Origin of the sequence: Stenotrophomonas sp. GZD-301, assembly GCF_049310345.1 — a bacterium.
In the GTDB taxonomy this organism is placed as follows: Bacteria; Pseudomonadota; Gammaproteobacteria; order Xanthomonadales; family Xanthomonadaceae; genus Stenotrophomonas.
Window position 1 is genome coordinate 23357 of sequence record NZ_JBMOWY010000012.1, and the last position, 16544, is coordinate 39900.

Consider the following 16544-nt stretch of genomic DNA (forward strand, 5'->3'; position numbering starts at 1 on the left):
ACGTCGTCCAGCCACGCATCTGCCTGTGGTCCGGGAGCCTGACATGAGCGGTGCACCGCTGGCCACCGGCGTGGTCGAGCGCGATTGGCGCACCCCGCTGGAACTGACCGTGCTCGGCGCGATCTGGGGCTGCTCGTTCCTGTTCATGCGCGTGGCCGTGCCGTCCTTCGGGCCCTACGCCCTGGTCGAGGTGCGGCTGCTGCTGGGCGCGCTGGTGCTGCTGCCGTTCCTCTGGCAGGCACGCGCGCAGTTCCCGGCGCGGCGCTGGCTGTGGCTGGCCCCCATCGGCCTGATCAATTCGGCGATCCCGTTCGTGCTGTTCGCCTGGGCCGCGCAACGGGCGCCGGCCGCGATCGGCGCGATCTGCAACGCAATGACGGTGCTGTTTGCCGCGCTGATCGCCTTCCTGTTCTTCGGCGAGAAGATCGGCATGCGCCGCGCCATCGCCCTGCTGGTCGGCTTCGCCGGCGTGGTGGTGCTGGCCACCGCCAAGGTGTCCGGGCTGAGCATCGGCGCGGCAGTGGTTGCCGGTGCCCTGGCCGCGCTGCTGTACGGGCTGGGCGTCAACCTGGTCAAGCGCCACATGACCGGCCTGCCGCCCGCCGCCTCGGCCGGCGCCACCCTGGGCTGCGCGGCGATCCTGCTGCTGCCGATGGCGCTCACCCACTGGCCGACCGCCCCGGTCCCGATGCTCGCCTGGGCCTGCGCGATCGCCCTGGGCGTGGTCTGCACCGGCCTGGCGTTCCTGATGTTCTACCGCCTCATCGCACGCATCGGCCCGGCCCGCGCGTCCACGGTGACCTACCTGGTGCCGATGTTCGGCGCGCTGTTTGCGTGGCTGTTCCTCGGCGAGCCCGTGACCTGGGCGATGGTGGTCGCCGGCGCGTTGATCCTCGGCAGCGTGGCAGCCTCGCAGAAGCGATAGGCTGCCCTCTTACCGCACCGGCACCGGAATATTGCACAGGTCGATGTGGCCGGCCGGCCGCTTGTAGAAATCGTCCACCCGGTTGCGGCGCGCTTCGACCGTATCGGCGAAGGTCTTGGAATCGGTACGCAGCACCTGCAGCGCCGGCCGTTGCGCCGCCGGCACGTCGCTCGCGCGCTGGATCGAGCGGATCGGCGTGCGCTGCGCCGCATCGGCGTAGAACCCCATCGGCGCCGGCCCGCGCGGCAGTGCGCTGAGCAGTTCCATGCCCTGCAGCACGCGGCCGACCAGCGTGATGTTGCGGTCCAGCTGGCGCGGCGACTGCCCGGTCACCACGTACAGTTCCGCGCCGATGCTGCTGTCTTCGTCGTTGCTGCGGCCGGCACCCAGTGCGCCGTAGCAGTGCGCCAGCCAGGTCTTGCCGTCCTGCGCGTCCTGGCCCACCGCGAAACCATCGACGAAACCGGTGCGGTCGGCCCAGCCATCGCGATCCGGCAGCACCGCCACCTTCAGGCCCGTGCTGTCGCGCTGGAACTCGGCCGGCAGTTTGCGCTTGGCCGAACCCAGTGGCTTGGCCTTGGCCGCATCGTCGGCATCGGCATCGCCGAACTGCACCACGAAATTGTCCTGCGCCCGGTAGATCGATTCGCCGTCCCAGAAATGCTCGTGCGCCAAGGTCTGGATGTTGGCCACGTGCTGAGGTGCGAAGGCCGGTGCCAGTTCGATGATGACCCGGCCGCCCTCCAGGTTCATGTACAGCAGGTTGGCCGGGTCCGGTGTGCGCCAGTCACTGTCCGGCGAGGCCGCCAGGATCTGCTGCGGGCTGCGGTAGGGCGTGGCCGCCGACGCAAGGGAAGGCACGGCACATGCCAGGGCGAGGGCAAGCAGGGCAGGACGACGTAGCGACATGGCGGACCCGTTCAGGAAGGTTCCGCCGATTGTGCGCGATGCGCGGCTGCCGCCGCCAGCGTGGCCCCTGACGCCCGGCATGGTGACTAACGGCACGTTCGCTATAGTTCACTTCGCACTAGTGTTGACTCCACGCTAGTCGGAGATGGCCATGAGCGACCTCGATGCCCAACTGAAGAAGTTCCAGAAAGAGCTCAGTGCCGGCACGGTTTCACTGGCGCTGCTGGCGGTACTGGCCAAGGCCGGCGAACCGCTCTACGGCTACCTCATCGCCAAGGAGCTGGAACGGGTGGGCGAGGGGGTGCTGAGCGGCAAGCAGAGCGCGCTGTACCCGGTACTGCGCAATCTGGAAGGGGCCGGATTGCTGGAAAGCCATGTCGAACCGTCGATGGCCGGCCCGCCGCGACGCTACTACCGCATCAATGAACGCGGCCGCGAGGTACTGGAGCAGTGGATCCAGGCCTGGCGCGCCACCCGCGATTCCGTCGATTCCGTGTTGGAGGGGGTACTGCAATGAACGACCCGACCACGGCAGGCAGCAGCCTGCCCACCACCATCCCGCAGTACCTGGCGCAGCTGCGCGACGCCCTGCACGATGCCGATCCGGCGATGGTGCAGGACGCGCTTTACGATGCCGAGGAATACCTGCGCTCGGAGCTGGCCGCCCAGCCGGGCCGCAGCGAGGCCGAGGTGATCGCCGATGTCGCCGGCAGCTACGGCGCGCCGGACGAAGTGGCCGAGATCTACCGGGAAACCGAGATCACCGTGAGCCGCGCGCTGCGAACGCCTACCGCCGGTGCAGTGCCGGTACGCCGTGCCCCGCCCGTTGCGGCTGGCGTCGCCGCGGGTGTGGCGGGCGCGACGGCCGCCAGCGCCGTGCCGCCGCCGCAGGCACCGGCCAGGCCGCGCTCGCTGCTGGCACGCTTCTTCGGCGTGGCGCTGGAAGCGCGCACCTACGGCGCCCTGTTCTACATGCTGCTGTCGCTGGCGACCGGCATCTTCTTCTTTACGTGGGTGGTTACCGGGTTGTCGCTGTCGCTGGGGTTGCTGATCCTGATCATCGGCATTCCGCTCACGGTGCTGTTCTTCGGCTCGGTACGTGGCCTTGCGCTGCTGGAAGGGCGGCTGGTGGAAGCGCTGCTGGGCGAGCGCATGCCGCGCCGGCCGCGCTATGCCGACCGCAGCCGCAGCTGGCTGCAGCGGATCGGCGACATGTTCACCGACGGCCGCACCTGGCTGACCCTGCTGTACTTCGTGCTGATGCTGCCGCTGGGCATCGTGTACTTCACCATCGCCGTCACGCTGCTGTCGATGTCGCTGGGCTTCATCTGGGCGCCGGTGGCGGCGCTGTTCACCGGCACGATGCCGGGCATCTACATCGATGGCGACCAGATGCTGTCGATCTGGGCCACGCCGCTGCTGGCCGTGACCGGGATCCTGCTGCTGTTCGTGACCATGCACCTGGCACGCGGCATCGGCCATCTGCACGGCCAGCTCGCCAAGCACCTGCTGGTGCGTCTGTAACCGTCGTGCCGGCCGCCGGCCGGCTCCAGACGGCGATGGAACGGAGCCGGCCAGCAGCCGGCTCCGTCCGCGTCACCCGGCCTTCTTGCGGATCGGGGTGACGTTGCTGGCGGCCTTGGCCGCCTTTTTCGGTTTGGCGGCGGCGGCCTGCGCGTTGGCGGCCGCGAAGAAATCGCGCACCTTCGGGTACACCGTCTCGCGCCAGCGGCGGCCGCTGAAGATGCCGTAATGACCTGCGCCTTCGACGATGAAGTGCTCACGGCGCCCGGCCGGGATGCCGGTGCACAGCGCCTGCGCCGCTTCGGTCTGGCCCAGGCCGGCGATATCGTCCAGTTCGCCCTCGATGCTCAGCAGTGCGGTGCCGGTGATCGCGGCGGGGTCCACGCGCTCACCCTGCACGTACCACTCGCCGCGCGGCAGCAGGAACTCCTGGAACACCACGCGGATCGTGTCGAGGTAGTACTTGGCCGGCATGTCCAGCACGGCGTTGTACTCGTCGTAGAAGCGGCGGTGCGCGTCGGCATCCTCCATGTCGCCCTTGACCAGGTCGGCATAGAAATCCCAGTGCGAACTGAAGTGGCGGCTCGGGTTCATCGACAGGAACCCGGCGTGCTGCAGGAAGCCCGGATACACGCGGCGGCCGGCACCGGGGTAGGTGGCCGGTACGGTGTGGATCACGTTGTTCTCGAACCACGACAGCGGGTTCTGCGTGGCCAGGTTGTTCACCGCGGTGGGGCTGCAGCGCGCATCGATCGGACCACCCATCATCACCAGCGAACGCGGGGTGGGTTCGCCACGGCTGGCCATCAACGAGACGGCAGCAAGCACCGGCACCGTCGGCTGGCACACGCTCACCACGTGCAGGGTGTCGCCGCCCAGGTGGCGGATGAACTCCTGCACGTAGGCGATGTAGTCCTCCAGCCCGAACTCGCCTTCGCTGCCGGGCACCATGCGCGCGTCCACCCAGTCGGTGACATACACGCGGTGGTCGCGCAGCAGCGTGCGCACGGTATCGCGCAGCAGCGTGGCGTGATGGCCGGACAGCGGCGCCACCACCAGCACGAACGGCTGGTTGAGCATGGTGTTGAGCTGGTCCGCTTCGTTGCTGTGGCGCTTGAAGCGCAGCAGCTTGCAGAACGGCTTGGTGATTTCTTCGTGGACCACGATCGGCACGCGCTCGCCATCGACGTCGATTTCGTTGATGCCCCATTCGGGCTTCTCGTAATCCTTGCCGATGCGGTGGAACAGCTCGTTCACCGCCGCCAGACGATCGGCGCCCGGCATCTGCGACCACCAGTGTCCCTGGTTGGCGAAGAACTTCGCGTTGGCCTGGGCCTGGTGCACCCAGGGGGCGAGCAGGTTGCGGGTCAATTCATGCAGCTGATAAAGCATGACGTCCGAATATGTATGGTCTTATGTTGCCGCGCAGCATAGCGCACCCGTCGCCCGGGTGCGTTAATGCGGGAGCGTCTCATCCAGTACTGCGATCAGGGCGCTGCGCGTTCCAGCGCCGCCGCGTGGCCGGCCAGTGCCGGTGAGAGCCAGCAGTGCGAGCCCAGCGCGGTGAAACCGACCGTCTTGAGCTGGCTGCGGTACCAGCGCGCCGGGCGTGCCTGGAAGCCCTCGTGGTCGCCTTCAAACGCATCGTCGGCGCTGAACGCTTCCAGGAAGGCGACACCGCCGGTCAGCTCGGCAAACCCGGCCAGTGCCGGGCGCAGTTCGCGGCTGGGCACGTAGTGCATCACGTCCGAGCACACCAGCAGGTCCACCGGCGCGCACGGGCGCAGCCAGGCGAAATCGCCGACCCGGGCCATGTGCAGATTGCGGCTGCGCCCGTAGCGGTGCACGGCGTACTCGCTGCTGTCAAAGCCGAGATACTGCACCCGCGGACGCAGCTTGAGCAGCGGCGCACGCCAGGCGCCTTCGCCGCAGCCGATGTCCAGCACGCTGCGGATCGGGCGTTCCAGGTAGTACTCGGCGCTGGCCACGGCCAGGGCGACCTTGCGCGCCAGGCGCGCGGGTCCGCCGGTCTGGTCGGGTTGGTACCAGCGCTGGAAATAGGCCTGATCGTAGGTCTTGTGCATGAAGGAGCCGGGCAACGGAAGAAACGGACGCCATCGTACTGCGTCAAACCGTCGCGCATGCGCGGCAGGGGTGAATCGGTGAAAATGGGCCACTTCCTGCGCCAGCCGATGGAGCGAGCACATGTATCTCTGGGTCAAGACGTTCCATCTGCTGTTCGTGGTTGCGTGGATGGCGGCGGTGTTCTACCTGCCGCGGATTCTGGTCAACCTCAGCGAGACCGCCGGCCAGTTGCCGGTGACCGAGCGCCTGCAGCTGATGGGCCTGCGGCTGTACCGGTTCGGCCACATGATGTTCGGCTTCGCGCTGCTGCTCGGTCTGGTGCTGTGGCTGGGCTACCGGGTGATTCCGGATTTCCCGACGATGGCGCCGCCCGGCGCGGCCGGCTGGCTGCATGCCAAGCTCGGGCTGGTGGTGCTGCTGCTGGTCTACTACTCGTGGACCGGACGCCTGTTGAAAGCATCGGTGAAGGGCAGGGCCCTGCCGTCCTCGCGCGCGCTGCGCTGGTTCAACGAGCTGCCGCTGGTGCTGTTCATCGGGGTGGTGTGGCTGGTGCTGGCCAAGCCGTTCTGAACCGGCCACCGCATCGGCCGCGTGCCGGTGCGGTGCACAAAAAAAGCCGGGCGCCTGCGCGTCTGGCTTTTTTCGTTTTCGTCGCCGCCGGTCAGGCGGCGTCGTACGCGCCATAGCTGCGCAGGCGCTCGTAGCGCTTCTGCAGCAGATCGCCGGTGGACAGCGTTTCCAGCTGGTCCAGCTCGTTGAGCAGCACGGCCTTCAGGCGCTTGGCCATCTGGGTCGGGTTGCGGTGGGCGCCGCCGGTGGGCTCGCGCACCACCTTGTCGACCAGGCCCAGGCCCTTCAGACGCGTGGCGGTCAGGCCGAGCTGTTCGGCGGCGTCCTTGGCCTTGCCGGCGTCCTTCCACAGGATCGAGGCACAGCCTTCCGGGCTGATCGTGGAGTACACGCTGTATTCCAGCATCACCGTACGGTCGCCAACGCCCAGCGCCAGCGCGCCGCCGGAGCCGCCTTCGCCGATCACGGTGCAGATCACCGGGACCTTCAGTTCGGCCATCTCCATCAGATTGCGGGCGATCGCCTCGGACTGGCCGCGCGATTCGGCGTCGATGCCCGGCCAGGCGCCGGCGGTATCGATCAGGGTCAGCACCGGCAGGCCGAAACGTTCGGCCATCTTCATCAGGCGCAGGGCCTTGCGGTAGCCCTCCGGCTTGGGCATGCCGAAGTTGCGCTTGATCTTTTCCTTGGTGTCGCGGCCCTTCTGATGGCCGATCAGCATCACCGAACGGCCACCGATGCGGGCCAGGCCGCCGATGATGGCCTTGTCGTCGGCGAAGGCGCGGTCGCCGGCCAGCTCCTGGAACTCATCGCAGATGATGCGGATGTAGTCGGCGGTGTAGGGACGCGAGGGGTGACGGGCCAGCTGCAGGATCTGCCACGAGGTCAGGTTGCGGAAGATCTGCGCGGTGCGCACCCGCAGCTTGTCCTGCAGGGCGTGCACTTCGGCCTCGACATTGACCGCAGGACCGGCGCTGGCGCTGCGCAGTTCCTGGATCTTCGCCTCCAGATCAGCGATGGGTTGCTCGAAGTCGAGGTAGTTCGGATTCATCGGAAGCCGTCGTGAAGTAAAGAGGGAAAGTGTAGCCGAATGCGCCGAAAAGCCCCGTACGCCGTCGTCTGGAAAGGCGACGGTAACGCAGCGGGGCGGGGCGCGCCAGTCGTGGCCGGCCTCAGGGAACGACCAGCACGGCACTGCCCATCAGGCGGCTGCGGGTGTGCACGAAGGTGTTGTAGCCCTCGTTGGCGTCCACCGGCAGCGTGGCCCCCAGTCTGGCGGTCGCGGCGGTGAACGCCAGCTGCGCCTGGTGGGCCTCCTGCTGCAGCTGCAGCTGGCTGTCGGCGGTGGTGGCGTGCAGGTAGCGGGTGTAGAGCTCGCGCAACGGGCCGGCATGGGCTTCGAAGGCCGGGTCCAGCGCCGGCAGGGTGGCCGGTGCGGCCTCCAGCGCGTAGTGGGGTGCGACGTAGCCGGCCGGCTGCGCGCGCAGGTACGCACCGGGCTGGCCCGCGCCGTCTTCGACATAGGCGATGAAGTCCGGGGCGGTGAAGATCTTGGTGCTGATGCGGCCGCCGCTCTCGTCCACATGGGCCACGGTCTGCACGTCCGGGAAGGGCTCGCGCACATCGAAGGTCCAGGTCCTGTCGATGAACAGGTCGTGGGTCTTCCGGTAGGGGCCGTCGAAGGGGACGCCGCCCAGTTCGATGCGGTGGTCGAGGCGGCCGAAGTTGGCGCGCTTGCTGTCGCCGGTGACGTAGATCTCCTGCGCGATCACATACTCGGCGAGGGTGGGATTGATCAGCCCGCCCTTGCCGCGTGCGTACACGATGAAGCGCACATCACCCAGCGGCGCGCTCTGCAGGTGGTGCTCGCCGGGCGTGAGGTTGACCGGGCGCGAGGCGTGGGCGGCGATCGGCAGTTCGTTGCCGTCGATGCGCACGATCAGCGGGGCATCGCGCGGGTTGTCGATCACGAAGGTCTGGGCGGGACTGGAACAGCCGGCGATGGCAACGGCTGCGGACAGCAGCACGGTGAAACGCTTGATCAAAACGAAGTACCTGTAGTGCGGATGGAGCGGATCAGTTCGCCCACGGGGGGCTGTAGCGCACCTTCAGGGTGCGTACGGCGGGGTCGGCGCGAAGCGCATCGACGAGGTGGCTGTCCACGCGCACGGCGATGTCGCCGGCCACGTCGAGCATGCCGGCGATGGGCCCCTGGTCGGAGTCCAGCAGCAGGTCCAGGCGCAGCGGCGTGCGGCCCGGGCGATGACGGTCCAGCAGCGCATTGATGCGCGCCCACACCGGGCGCCCCTGGCGCAGGTCCAGGCGCAGCGACAGGCGCGTGGCGTAGTTGGCACAGATGTCCTCGAAGTCCCAGCACTGGCGGATGCGCAGGGCGTAGCCGCCGTTGAATTCGTCTTCGCGCAGGCCGCCCTTGACCACCAGGATGCGGTCCTTGGTCATCAGGTGGCCGAACTCGGCCAGGCCATCGGAGAACGCGCTGCATTCGACCCGGCCCTTGCCGTCTTCGAGCTGCATGAACACCTGGCTTTCGCCCTTGCGCCGCACGCCGACCACCAGGCCGGCGAGGATCACCGGGGTTTCCTGGCGCCAGGCGCGCTTCTCGCCGTCCTTGCTCGGGCGTGCGGGCGGAATCAGTTTCTCCAGCATGCCCAGGTCGGTGCCGACCAGTTCCTTGACGTCGTCGGCATGCGGATCGAACGGGTGGCCGCTGAGGTAGAAGCCCAGGGTTTCGCGCTCGCCATCCAGCAGCTGGCCGAGCGCCCATTCGTTGACTTCAGGCAGTTCCAGCTGCATCGCGGTGGTGACCGGATCGGGCGCGCCGAACAGCGAGTTCTGGCCGGAGGCCTTCTCGCGCGCCATCTGATCGGTGGCCTTGAGCACCTCGGGCAGCTGCAGCATGAGCGACGCGCGGTTCTTGCCGAGCCCGTCCATCGCGCCGCAGTTGATCATCGCTTCCAGCGTGCGGCGGTTGAGCTTGCCGGACTCGGCGCGCATGCAGAAATCCAGCAGCGATGCGTAGCGCCCGCCACGCTGGCGTTCTTCCACGATCGCTTCGCAGGCGCCCTGGCCGACGCCCTTGATCGCGCCCAGGCCGTACACGATGGTGTCGGCGCTGGAGGCTTCAAACATGTAGGCCGATTCATTCACGCGCGGCGGCAGCACGGTCAGGCCGAGGTTGCGCACTTCGGCGAGGAAGCCGACCACCTTGTCGGTGTTGTCCATGTCCGAGGACAGCGTGGCGGCCATGAATTCGGCGGGGTAGTGCCGTTTCAGCCAGGCGGTCTGGTAGCTGACCAGCGCATAGGCGGCCGCGTGCGACTTGTTGAAGCCGTAACCGGCGAACTTCTCCATCAGGTCGAAGATCGCGTCTGCCTTGGCTTCGCCGACGCCGTCCTTGGCCGCGCCTTCGCGGAAGATCTCGCGGTGCTTGGCCATTTCGGCCGGCACCTTCTTGCCCATCGCGCGGCGCAGCAGGTCCGCGCCGCCCAGCGAGTAACCGCCGACGATCTGCGCCATCTGCATCACCTGCTCCTGGTACACCATGATGCCGTAGGTGTCTTTCAGGATCGCTTCGGTGCGCGGATCGGGGTAGATGATCTCTTCCTGCCCGTGCTTTCGCGCGTTGAAGGAGGGAATCAGGTCCATCGGGCCGGGTCGGTACAGCGACACCAGCGCGATCAGGTCTTCGAAGCGGTCGGGGCGCGCGTCCTTCAGCAGGCGGCGCATGCCCGAGGATTCGAACTGGAACACCGCACCGGTATTGCCGTTGGCGAAGATGTCCTTGTAGGTGGGGGCGTCGTCGAGCGGCAGCGCGGTGATGTCCACCGGCGGAATGCCGGCGCGCGCGTGGCGCTTGTTGATCGCCTTGACCGCCCAGTCGATGATCGTCAGCGTGCGCAGGCCAAGGAAGTCGAACTTCACCAGGCCGATTTCTTCGACGTCGTTCTTGTCGAACTGGGTGACCGGGTTGCGGCCACGGCCGCCTTCGTCATGTTCGGCGAACAGCGGGCAGAATTCGGCCAGCGGTTCGGGCGCGATCACCACGCCACCGGCATGCTTGCCGGCGTTGCGGGTGAGATCCTCGAGCTGGCGGGCCAGGTCGATGAGGTCGCGCACATCGTCTTCGGACTGGTAGCGCTGGATCAGCTCCGGCGAGGCCATTTCCGAGTCCTTGCCTTCGCCCATCGCGTCCTTGAGCGAGATGCCCAGGATGTTGGGGATCAGCTTGGAGACGCCATCGACCAGGCCGTACGGGAAGCCCAGCACGCGGCCGGAGTCGCGCACCACCGCCTTGGCCGCCATCGTGCCGTAGGTGATGATCTGGCTGACGCGCTCGCGGCCGTACTTGCGCGCGACGTAGTCGATGACTTCGTCGCGGCGGTCCATGCAGAAGTCGATGTCGAAGTCGGGCATCGACACGCGTTCGGGGTTGAGGAACCGCTCGAACAGCAGGTTGTACGGGATCGGGTCGAGGTCGGTGATCTGCAGCGCCCAGGCCACCAGCGAGCCGGCACCGGAACCACGGCCGGGGCCGATCGGAATGCCTTGGTTTTTGCCCCACTGGATGAAGTCGGCCACGATCAGGAAGTAGCCGGGGAAGCCCATCTTGATGATGGTGGCGAGCTCGAACTCCAGGCGCTCGACGTAATCGGCGCGGGTCTTGCCGTCGGCCAGCGGGTTCTTTTCCAGCCGCGCGTCCAGTCCCTTGCGCGATTCGCTGCAGATCCAGCTGTCGAGAGTTTCGTTGTCCGGCACCGGGTAGTTGGGCAGGAAGTAGGTGCCCAGGCGCATTTCGATGTTGCAGCGCTGCGCAAGCGCCAGCGTGTTGTCGATCGCGTCGGGGATGTCGGCGAACAGCGCGCACATCTCCTCGGGCGATTTGAGGTACTGCTGGTCGCTGTAGTCGCGCGGGCGCTTGGGGTCATCCAGCACGCGGCCGGACGAGATGCACACACGGGCTTCGTGCGCGCTGAAATCCTCCGGCTGCAGGAAGCGCACGTCGTTGCTGGCCACCACGGGCAGGCCACGCTGGCCGGCGGCCTGCAGGGCAAACTGGTTGAACGCTTCCTCGCCGTCGCGACCGGTCCGGGTCAGTTCCAGGTGCAGGCCATCGCCGAACACGCGCTGCCAGTCGGCGAGCTGCTGCTCGGCCAGGTCGTGGCGGCCATCGCTGGCAAGGCGCCCGGCCAGGCTGTCGCGGCCGGCCAGGGCAAACAGGTTGTGACAGCCGGCCTTGAGCCAGTCCGGATGCACGGCCACGCCGCCTTCCGGGCGGTGGCCTTCCATCCAGGCGCGGGTCAGCAGGCGCGAGAGGCTCAGGTAGCCGTCGCGGTCGCGGCAGAGCAGGGTCATGCGCCAGGGCGTCATGCCCTCTTCGGCGATCATGATGTCGGCACCGGCGATCGGCTTGATGCCGACGGTTTCGGCCGCTTTATAGAACTTGACCAGCGCGAACAGGTTGTTCAGGTCGGTCACTGCCAGCGACGGCAGTTTCAGTTCCACCGCGCGGCTGAGCAGGTTGGCCTGCTTGGCTTTCTTCGGGTCGGCCTGATCCGGCTTCGCCGGGACACGAATGGTCGAATCCGCCAGCGAAAATTCGGTGTGGACGTGGAGATGTACGAAACGGGAAGTGGACATGCCGGGCCAATGTAATGCCCGGTCAGGGTAGCGGCGCGGCCGACCCCGAACAAGGCTTGACAGGGAGGTTACAGGCGCTGGGGTTAAGTCTGGGGTAGCGGCAGTTGGAGCTGGAGCCGGAGCTGCGGGGCGGAGGGATGTCCTGGTTGGGCCGGCGTGGGCGGGTATGCGGGACACGCCGTAAATCCATCCCTGGAGGCTCGTAGAAAACATCCATGTTTTCTACGGTCCCGCATACCCGCCCACGCCGGCCCTCCACAGTGCGTCGGTCGCCACGGGAGATCAAATGCCGGGGTCGGTTTTTCCGATGTGCTACCGGGCGTGAATCGGCGGCAGGGTCGATCGCAGGACGTCTGCCGTGACATCATCCACGTCCGGCAACGCATGACCCTCAAACGAAACGCGTACCGACCAACGGTCGGTACCCACCGCATTTACGGCGTTTTCCCATGTCCACCGATCACCTGTCGAAGGCGGGTCGGGGTGGGTTGGCGGGACCGTAGAAAACATGGATGTTTTCTACGAGCCCCCAGGGATGGGTTCACGGCGTGTCCCGCCAACCCGCACCGTCCCGCCAAACCAGAATGACCACGGGCCATCGGCTGCTCGCCTGGATGCATGAAGCAGCCGGGCAGAGCCCGGCTCTACGCGATGCCTGCGACCACGCATTCCCGCACCGGCGCGAAGCTGCGGCGGTGGGCGGGGCAGGGGCCGTGGGTGCGCAGGGCGGCCAGGTGGGCCGGGGTGCCGTAGCCCTTGTGCTGGTCGAAGCCGTATTCGGGGTGCTGGTCGTGCAGCGTCAGCATGTAGCGGTCACGGCTGACCTTGGCCAGGATCGAGGCGGCCATGATCGCGCGGTCCAGCGCATCGCCGCCCACCAGCGCCTGGGCCGGGCAGGGCAGGCCCTTGGGCACGACGTTGCCGTCGATGCGGGCGAACTGCGCCACGTGCGCCACGCCCTCGACCGCGCGGCGCATGCCGAGCATCGTGGCCTGGTAGATGTTGAGCGCGTCGATCTCGGCCACGTCCACCATCACCACGTGGAAGGCCAGCGCTCGCTGCTGGATCTTGTCGAACAGCGCGTCGCGGCGCAGCGCCGTCAGCTGCTTGGAGTCGTCCAGGCCGTTCAGGCGCGGGCGGTCCGGGCAGAACACCACGGCCGCCACCGCGACCGGGCCGGCAAGCGGGCCGCGCCCGGCTTCGTCCACACCCGCGACGTAGCGCGGTGCGACCGTTGCCAGTGCCGCACCATCGAACAGCGCCAGCGATGCGGCTGCGGCGTGGCGGCGGCTCACGCCGCCTCGCCTGCGCGCGGCTGGCGCATCAGCAGTTCGGCCACCGCATCGGCGGCACGCGCCGAGGCGTCGCGGCGCAGCTGCAGGTGCAACTGCGCGTAGGTGCCCTGCAGATCGGCGATACGCTGCGGGTGGTCGAACCACTGCAGAATCGCGGCCGCCAGCTTGTCCGGCACACAGTCGTGCTGGATCAGCTCCGGCGCCAGATCCTTGCCGGCCAGGATGTTGGGCAACGCGAAGCGGTCGACCTTGATCAGGCCCAACGCCTTGACGATGCGATAGGTCAGCTCGGCCACGCGGTAGCCAACCACCATCGGGCGCTTGACCAGCATCGTTTCCAGCGTCGCCGTACCCGAGGCCAGCACCACCACGTCGGCGGCGATCATCGCCTCGCGCGCCTGGCCATCGAGCAGGTGCGAATGCGCCACCGGCAGCGCCGAGCGCGACAACTGTTCCTGGATCAGGCGGCGGCACGCCGGATTGGCGGCCGGAACCACCACATGCAGGCCCGGAATACGCTCGGAAACCTGCCAGGCGGCTTCGAAGAACGCTTCGCCCAGCTTGCCGATCTCGCCCAGGCGGCTGCCCGGCAGCACCGCCAGCACCTTGGCGTTGGCAGGCAGGCCCAGCGCCATGCGGGCCGCATCGCGGTCGCTGTGCAATGGAATGTCGTCGGCCATCGGATGGCCCACGAAGCGCGCATCGATACCGTGCCGCGCGTAGATCGGCGGCTCCATCGGGAACAGGCACAGCACCAGGTCGGCGCTGGCGCCGATCTTCTCTGCCCGCTTCTCGCGCCAGGCCCAGACCGACGGGCTCACGTAGTGCACCGTGGTGATGCCGCGTTCCTTCAGCCAGCGCTCCACACCGAGGTTGAAGTCCGGTGCGTCGATGCCGATGAACACATCCGGCTGCCATTCCAGCGCACGCGTACGGAATTCGCCGCGCAGCTTCAGCAGGCGCGGCAGGTGACGCAGAATTTCAGTCAGCCCCATCACCGCCAGCTCGCTGGCATCGAACCAGGTCTGGCAGCCGGCGCTGCGCATCGCATCCCCGCCGATCCCGGCGAACTCGGCATTCGGGAAGCGCAGGCGCAGCTCGCGGACCAGGCCGGCACCGAGCAGGTCGCCCGATGCCTCACCGGCGACCAGTGCGATCCGCACCGGGCGGTCGGACGTACGTACCGGCGCCAGCGCGGTGTTCTCCAGCGCATCCACGACCGCCGCGAGGTCGATGATCTCGGCGGTCGTGCCGGTGGGAAGGGGCCCGCCCGGTACCGTCATCGCAGCAGCGGCCTCTCGGCGTGCTCGATGAAGTCCAGCAGGTCCTTCACGTCCGCGCTGTGCAGGGCCTGCTCGGCCAGCTGCACCTTGGCCTCGGCCAGCGGCAGGCCGGCCACATACAGCGTGCGGTACGCGCGCTTGATGCTGGCGATCCGCTCGGCATCGAACCCACGGCGCTTGAGGCCCTCGCTGTTGATGCCGCGCGGGCGGCCCAGCGTATCGCTGCCGACCATCGTGAACGGGGGCACGTCGCCATTGGTCAGCGCGCCCATGCCGAGGAACGCATGCGCGCCGATCCGGCAGAACTGGTGCGCCCCGGCGAAGCCGCTGATGATCACGTAGTCGCCCACGGTGACGTGGCCGGCCAGCGTGGTGTTGTTGGAGAACACGCAGTGGTTGCCGACATGGCAGTCGTGCGCCACGTGCGTATAGGCCAGCATCCAGTTGTCATTGCCAACCGAGGTGATGCCGCCGCCGCCTTCGGTGCCGCGGTTGATGGTGACGAACTCACGGATGACGTTGTCATCGCCCATCACCAGCTCGGTGCGCTCGCCTTTGTACTTCTTGTCCTGCGGCTCGCCGCCGATCGCGGCATGGCCGATGAAGCGGTTGTTGCGGCCGATCCGGGTCGGACCGTGGATGGAGCAGTGCGGACCGACCTCGGTGCCGGCGCCGATCTCGACATCGGCACCGATCAGCGTGAACGCGCCGACGCGCACGTCGGGCGCCAGCCGGGCCGACGGGTCGATCACCGCGGTGGGATGGATCAGGGAGGCGTTGTCGCTCATCGCAGGTCTCCTGCCGGGCTCATTCGCGGGTGCCGGCGCACAGCACTTCGGCGCATGCCACGATCTCGCCGTCGACCTTGGCCACACAGTCATACACCGCCATGTTGCGGATCACGCGCTTGATCTCCACATGCATTTCCAGCACGTCACCGGGGACGACCTGCTTGCTGAAACGGGCCTTGTCCACCTTGACCATGTAGAACAGCTTGGACTGCGCATCGCGGCCCAGGGTGAGCTGGGTGAGCACGCCGCCGGCCTGGGCCATGGCTTCGATGATGAGCACGCCGGGCATGATCGGCTGGCCGGGGAAGTGGCCCTGGAAGAACGGTTCGTTGATGCTGACGTTCTTCGTGGCGACGATGGTGCGCTTGTCGTAATCGATCGAAACGACCTTGTCGACCAGCAGGAACGGGTAACGGTGCGGGATCAACGCCTGGATTTCGGTGATGTCCGGCAGCTTCTGTTCGTGGCTCATTCCTTCTCCTTGCTCACAGACAGGATGCGACGGGCCAGTGCATCGAGCTGCTTGAAGCGCGCGGCGTTTTTGCGCCACGTGCGGTTGTCGGTCAGTGGGGTGCCGGACGAGTATTCGCCCGGCTCATGAATGGAGTTGCGCACCACCGACTTGCCGGTGATGACGACCTTGTCGCAGATTTCGAGGTGGCCGACCACGCCGACCGCGCCCCCGAGCAGGCAGTAGCGGCCGATCTTGGCGCTGCCGGCGATGCCGGTGCAGCCGGCGATGGCCGAGTGCGCACCGATCTGCACGTTGTGTGCGATCTGCACCAGGTTGTCCAGGCGCACATCGTTGTCGAGCACGGTGTCTTCCAGGGCGCCGCGGTCCACGCAGGTGTTGGCGCCGATCTCGCAGTCGTCGCCGATGCGCACGCCGCCGAGCTGCGGCACCTTGATCCAGTGGCCGGCATCCATCGCCAGGCCGAAGCCATCGGCACCGAGCACGGCGCCGGGATGGATGCGCACGCGCTTGCCGAGCTTGACCCGGGTCACCAGGGTGACCCGCGCGATCAGCTCGCAGCCGGTATCCAGGGTGCAGTCCTCGCCGATGATGCTGCCGGGGCCGACGATGCAGTTCTCACCGACCACGCTGCGCGCGCCGATGGTGACGAACGGGCCGATGTGGGCGCTGGCGGCCACCTGCGCGTCGGGATCGATGATCGCGCTGGGGTGGATGCCCGGCGGCCGGGTCGGCGCGATGTCGAACAGCGCGGCGATCTTGGCGAAGGTCGTGTACGGGTCCTTGGCGACCAGCGCGGTGCCGGGCGCAGCGTCGGCGTCCTCGGCGCGCAGCACCACGATCGCGGCCTGGCTGTCGGCAAGCTGGGCGCGGTAGCGCGGGTTGGCAAGGAAGGTCAGCTGGCCGGAGCCGGCATGGGCAAGGGTGGCCACGCCACGGATGGCGGTGCTGCCATCACCGTGGACCTGCAGGCCAAACTGCTCGGCGAGTTGCTGGGCGGTATAGGTAGGTGTGTTCACGCGGCGAGTTTAC

General features: G+C 67.7%; 15 protein-coding genes. 4 read left to right on the forward strand and 11 right to left on the reverse strand.

Annotation, left to right across the window (positions count from 1 at the left end; translation table 11 throughout):
* The first annotated feature begins 43 nt into the window (after positions 1 to 43).
* Entirely contained in the window at positions 44 to 925 is an 882-nt protein-coding gene (locus ACO6VK_RS03255; protein WP_422505551.1) for a DMT family transporter, read from the forward strand.
* A 9-nt stretch (positions 926 to 934) separates the two neighbouring features.
* Here the strand turns inward: ACO6VK_RS03255 and ACO6VK_RS03260 are convergent, their stop codons facing one another.
* Positions 935 to 1834: a peptidylprolyl isomerase gene (locus ACO6VK_RS03260; protein ID WP_422505552.1), complete on the reverse strand. Its 900-nt coding sequence runs from the start codon at positions 1832 to 1834 to the stop codon at positions 935 to 937.
* Between the two features lie 151 nt (positions 1835 to 1985).
* Here ACO6VK_RS03260 and ACO6VK_RS03265 point away from each other — a divergent pair, with 151 nt between their 5' ends.
* Together ACO6VK_RS03265 and ACO6VK_RS03270 are read left to right on the forward strand one after the other, a co-directional pair.
* Positions 1986 to 2351, forward strand: coding sequence for a PadR family transcriptional regulator (locus tag ACO6VK_RS03265; RefSeq protein WP_422505553.1), 366 nt, complete (start codon positions 1986 to 1988; stop codon positions 2349 to 2351).
* Positions 2348 to 3358, forward strand: a complete 1011-nt coding sequence (locus ACO6VK_RS03270) for a sensor domain-containing protein (protein ID WP_422505554.1) — start codon at positions 2348 to 2350, stop codon at positions 3356 to 3358. Before ACO6VK_RS03265 ends, ACO6VK_RS03270 begins: the two co-directional genes overlap by 4 nt.
* A gap of 72 nt (positions 3359 to 3430) precedes the next feature.
* On the opposite strand, the gene ACO6VK_RS03275 is transcribed toward ACO6VK_RS03270, so the two are convergent.
* Together ACO6VK_RS03275 and ACO6VK_RS03280 are read right to left on the reverse strand one after the other, a co-directional pair.
* A complete protein-coding gene (locus ACO6VK_RS03275; protein ID WP_411850425.1) occupies positions 3431 to 4750 on the reverse strand; it encodes a polyhydroxyalkanoate depolymerase in 1320 nt (439 codons plus the stop codon).
* A 95-nt stretch (positions 4751 to 4845) separates the two neighbouring features.
* The gene (locus ACO6VK_RS03280) at positions 4846 to 5442 is read right to left on the reverse strand and encodes a class I SAM-dependent DNA methyltransferase (protein WP_422505555.1); all 597 of its coding nucleotides are present in this window, start codon (positions 5440 to 5442) and stop codon (positions 4846 to 4848) included.
* Positions 5443 to 5563: 121 nt separating this feature from the next.
* On the opposite strand from ACO6VK_RS03280, the gene ACO6VK_RS03285 reads away from it, so the two are divergent.
* Positions 5564 to 6013 carry a CopD family protein gene (locus ACO6VK_RS03285; protein WP_422505556.1) on the forward strand — a complete coding sequence of 150 codons (450 nt, stop codon included), beginning with the start codon at positions 5564 to 5566 and terminating at the stop codon, positions 6011 to 6013.
* Between the two features lie 91 nt (positions 6014 to 6104).
* Here the strand turns inward: ACO6VK_RS03285 and ACO6VK_RS03290 are convergent, their stop codons facing one another.
* The 8 genes from ACO6VK_RS03290 to lpxD form a co-directional block, all read right to left on the reverse strand.
* A complete protein-coding gene (locus tag ACO6VK_RS03290; RefSeq protein WP_422505557.1) occupies positions 6105 to 7064 on the reverse strand; it encodes an acetyl-CoA carboxylase carboxyltransferase subunit alpha in 960 nt (319 codons plus the stop codon).
* A gap of 121 nt (positions 7065 to 7185) precedes the next feature.
* Entirely contained in the window at positions 7186 to 8058 is an 873-nt protein-coding gene (locus tag ACO6VK_RS03295) for a hypothetical protein (RefSeq protein WP_422505558.1), read from the reverse strand.
* Between the two features lie 31 nt (positions 8059 to 8089).
* Entirely contained in the window at positions 8090 to 11671 is a 3582-nt protein-coding gene (gene dnaE / locus ACO6VK_RS03300) for a DNA polymerase III subunit alpha (RefSeq protein ID WP_422505559.1), read from the reverse strand.
* Between the two features lie 644 nt (positions 11672 to 12315).
* Entirely contained in the window at positions 12316 to 12966 is a 651-nt protein-coding gene (locus ACO6VK_RS03305) for a ribonuclease HII (protein WP_422505560.1), read from the reverse strand.
* Positions 12963 to 14249 (reverse strand): lipid-A-disaccharide synthase, encoded by a 1287-nt coding sequence (lpxB, locus tag ACO6VK_RS03310; protein WP_422505561.1) that lies wholly within the window; start codon positions 14247 to 14249, stop codon positions 12963 to 12965. The genes ACO6VK_RS03305 and lpxB overlap by 4 nt, the downstream gene beginning before the upstream one ends.
* On the reverse strand, positions 14246 to 15037 hold the full coding sequence (lpxA, locus tag ACO6VK_RS03315) for an acyl-ACP--UDP-N-acetylglucosamine O-acyltransferase (protein WP_422505562.1): 792 nt from the start codon (positions 15035 to 15037) through the stop codon (positions 14246 to 14248). The genes lpxB and lpxA overlap by 4 nt, the downstream gene beginning before the upstream one ends.
* Positions 15038 to 15056: 19 nt before the next feature.
* Positions 15057 to 15512: a 3-hydroxyacyl-ACP dehydratase FabZ gene (fabZ, locus tag ACO6VK_RS03320; protein ID WP_136004262.1), complete on the reverse strand. Its 456-nt coding sequence runs from the start codon at positions 15510 to 15512 to the stop codon at positions 15057 to 15059.
* Positions 15509 to 16531 carry a UDP-3-O-(3-hydroxymyristoyl)glucosamine N-acyltransferase gene (gene lpxD, locus ACO6VK_RS03325; RefSeq protein WP_422505563.1) on the reverse strand — a complete coding sequence of 341 codons (1023 nt, stop codon included), beginning with the start codon at positions 16529 to 16531 and terminating at the stop codon, positions 15509 to 15511. Before lpxD ends, fabZ begins: the two co-directional genes overlap by 4 nt.
* Positions 16532 to 16544: the final 13 nt, after the last annotated feature.